General features: G+C 45.1%; 3 protein-coding genes. 1 reads left to right on the forward strand and 2 read right to left on the reverse strand.

Annotated elements, in window-relative coordinates; translation table 11 throughout:
* Positions 1-335: hypothetical protein (locus ACLR2L_RS19815; protein WP_413370696.1), on the reverse strand; the 335-nt coding region annotated here is incomplete at its 3' end.
* Positions 336-710: 375 nt separating this feature from the next.
* On the opposite strand from ACLR2L_RS19815, the gene ACLR2L_RS19820 reads away from it, so the two are divergent.
* Complete coding sequence (locus ACLR2L_RS19820; protein ID WP_413370698.1) at positions 711-1,109, forward strand: aspartyl protease family protein; 399 nt, start codon at positions 711-713, stop codon at positions 1,107-1,109.
* A 19-nt stretch (positions 1,110-1,128) separates the two neighbouring features.
* On the opposite strand, the gene ACLR2L_RS19825 is transcribed toward ACLR2L_RS19820, so the two are convergent.
* Entirely contained in the window at positions 1,129-2,577 is a 1,449-nt protein-coding gene (locus ACLR2L_RS19825; protein WP_413370700.1) for an FAD-binding domain-containing protein, read from the reverse strand.
* Between the last annotated feature and the right edge of the window lie 143 nt (positions 2,578-2,720).

A 2,720-nucleotide genomic window follows, 5' to 3' on the forward strand; every position in this document is an offset into this window, starting at 1 on the left:
AACCGGATAGTTGGGCTTTCATTAGTGACGGTAAATTGCGCCACATCGAATGTTTCCGAACACTGGGTGCTTCGTTTAAATGGCGGTTTCCCACGCAGAGCTGGTTTATTGTCTTGGCAGGTTTGCGATGTAGTTACTACTTCAAATTGAGCTAAATCTTCTGCATAGCGACTGAGGCTCTGCCGCTTAAATGGTGGTTTACCCGAAAAATCAGTGACAGGATGTTGATTGTTTTCTGAGACATTCAAGTTTGCTGGTACTTCATCTGCGTGCACCACTGATGTGCAAAATGGGAGGGAGAAGGCAATGAATAACGAGATTATGCTTTTCTTCATGCAAGTGTCCTTTTATCTAAAATTTAACCTATCTTCATGTAATATCTAAATAATATAAGATCTTAACCTAAAGTTTAAAGCCTTGCTCGTGATAGCTTTAAGCTATCATTTATAAGAATTTTTAATGATCCTTTATCCAATGATGCCCGGATTGCACGGTTTTGGTGATTTTGTGTTCGTTGTTGGTAAGTTTGGTGGATTGGCTTGTTAAAAATGTTAATAATATTAGTTGGTTAGCAGGTGGTGCATGAATTGCTATCTATCCGGTAAAGCCTGTCGATGTGTATTTATGCCATGAAGTACAAATGTAGTTTAGTCTCGCTGTTATTGCTTATAGTCTGTGTCTGTAAAACTGTACACGCTGAGCAATTCAAGTTGAAACAAAGCGAAGGTGGAACGCTTTATTTGCAAATTCATTCTCAGGTGCTTGACGAAGTCAAATTCCTGTTAGACACGGGATCATCACTAACGTTACTCACACCTGAAACATTCAATAAGTTAAGTGCAAACGAAGTTGTAGAAGTCGGTTTCGTTAATGCCCGCTTGGCTAACGGACACATAAAAAAAGTAAAAACTTATCTTCTTGCTGAGTTTGCTTTAAGTGATGCCTGTACGTTCCACGATGTGCGGGTGGCTGTTTTACCTCGATCGAACAACATTTTAGGTATGGCACTTTTGTCAAAAGCGGGCACATTGCACATAAGTATGAATCCGCCAACATTAAAGCTAGACAACTGCGACTCGACGGATACCTCGGTAATACCGCCGGTTTAAGCGCATTGGGGCGCTAACATTAAATTGGATTGCTGTGCCGATACAAAATTCTTTTTGCCTCTTGTTTTACTTCCCGGCGCTCCCGCCATGCCCACAATAGGTCGCGATGGTGGGCAATCGCGTCTTCGGGAATGACTATCGGGATGAAGTACCGTTCTAACCCTGATGTATCCAGCGTTAATTTGGTAAGTGGTGGGATCTGCCAGGGGGCGAACAAGTCCTGATTGTCCAGATGTGCAATTTCGGGTACCCATTTGCGAATAAAGTCGCCCTGTGGGTCGTGATCCTGAGCCTGCTTCACCGGGTTATAAATACGCAATGTGTTAGTGCCTGTGATCCCGGCTTGCATTTGGCACTGTGGGTAGTGGATCCCTGGCTCAAAATCCAAAAACTGTTGTGCAAGATGAAGGGCTGCATGGCGCCAGTCGAGCAGTAAATAATGGGTGAGAAAACTCACCAGCATGGCCCGCATACGAAAATTCAGGTAACCGGTTTTTATCAGACTTCGCATACAGGCATCCACCATAGGGATGCCTGTGTTGCCTTCCTGCCACGCGGTAAGCTGTTCCAAAGCCTTTTGCTCTGTTCTGAACGGGAAATTAATATATCCCGTATTAACCGGCCTGAATTCTTGTTCACTTTCGCTCTCAAATTTCTGAATAAAATGACAGTGCCAATGAAGCCTTGACGTAAAGGCTTGTAACGACAACGGTAAAGGTGATGTTGACGACGTCACGGCCTGATAGACCTGTTTTACACTCAGGTTGCCCCAGGCCAGATAAGGAGACAAGCGCGAACAACTTTCCATGCTCTTCAGCGGACTCGAAATGTGCTTATGATACTGGCGGTGTCGTTTGCTTATAAAGCTCTGAATCAGTTGATGGGCATGTGATTCCCCTCCTGATTGCATGAAAGGATCAGCACTGTGAAGTCTGCTGGACAGCGTTTTAGGTACCCGGGTAACCAAGGCTTTATGTTGCAACCAGTTTATTTTCGATAAAGGCGTTTCGAGCACTGCACTCTGCATCTGCTGTTGCCAGTGATTCACCCAGTGCCGCCGATGCGAAAGACCTCGAATTACGCCAGCGTAGGGAGATTCGATCCAGGTAACCCCTGCATGTTGACACCAGGCTTTCAGCGCTTTGTCGCGCTGATAAGTAATAGAAAGACCCACTTCTTCGTAACTGTAAATCGTAATGTTTTGATAATGTTCACGAAGTCGCTCAAAAAAGGGCAGGGCATCGCTGTAACTCACATGCAGATTGGCAGAATGTGACGCTAACTGGCCCTCCATATCAAGCAGGCTTTGCCACACAAATCGCCAATGACGCTCGCTGTAGTGTGGATCACGCATAATATCGGGTTCAAACAGATACAGAGGTAATACAGGGTTTCCAGCTTGCCATGCAGCATGCAACGCCTGATTGTCTTGCAGACGCAAGTCTCGCTTAAACCATACTACGCTGATAGGTGCGCATTCCGATTAACTTGAACAGCCATTCCGGTTTTATTTGAACACCTCAGATCAACGCATCGTTGGCTAGTCGTTTTTTACCTTAAGTGTTCAAGTGGCGTCAACGGTCGCCAGTGTTTTTCGCATTGATTCCCCTT

Source organism: Alteromonas sp. AMM-1 (genome assembly GCF_047290655.1).
Classification (GTDB): Bacteria; Pseudomonadota; Gammaproteobacteria; order Enterobacterales; family Alteromonadaceae; genus Alteromonas; species Alteromonas mangrovi.